This is a genomic window from Pseudomonas sp. 13B_2.1_Bac1 (assembly GCF_025466155.1).
Lineage (GTDB): Bacteria > Pseudomonadota > Gammaproteobacteria > Pseudomonadales > Pseudomonadaceae > Aquipseudomonas > Aquipseudomonas aylmerensis.
Genome location: NZ_JANLOH010000021.1, coordinates 1 through 353 on the forward strand (window position 1 = coordinate 1; position 353 = coordinate 353).

At 60.9% G+C, this 353-nt stretch carries 1 protein-coding gene; it reads left to right on the forward strand.

Going from position 1 to position 353, the window contains the following annotated elements:
- Positions 1 to 353: hypothetical protein (locus tag NTD80_RS04835; protein ID WP_262132393.1), on the forward strand; the 353-nt coding region annotated here is incomplete at both ends.

Consider the following 353-nt stretch of genomic DNA (forward strand, 5'->3'; position numbering starts at 1 on the left):
ACTACACCTACGACGCCAGCGAACGCCTGCGCGACCACCGCCAAAGCAATCCGCACAACCCCGAGCTGCACCGAGAAACGTACAACTACGACGCCGCCGCCAACCTGCTGCCCACTGGCCGCATGGGGGGCTACATCAAGCACAACCGCGTGCATCTCTTCGAAGACAAACGCTACCGCTATGACCGCTTCGGCCGCCTGAGCGAAAAACGCATCGGCAGCCATACCGTGCAACGCTTTCGCTACGACGCCGAACAGCGGCTGATCTGTGTGGAGCAGGATCAGGGTTGGCAACGTTTGCGAAGCGAGTACAGCTACGACCCGCTCGGAAGACGCATCGGCAAACGGGTGTAT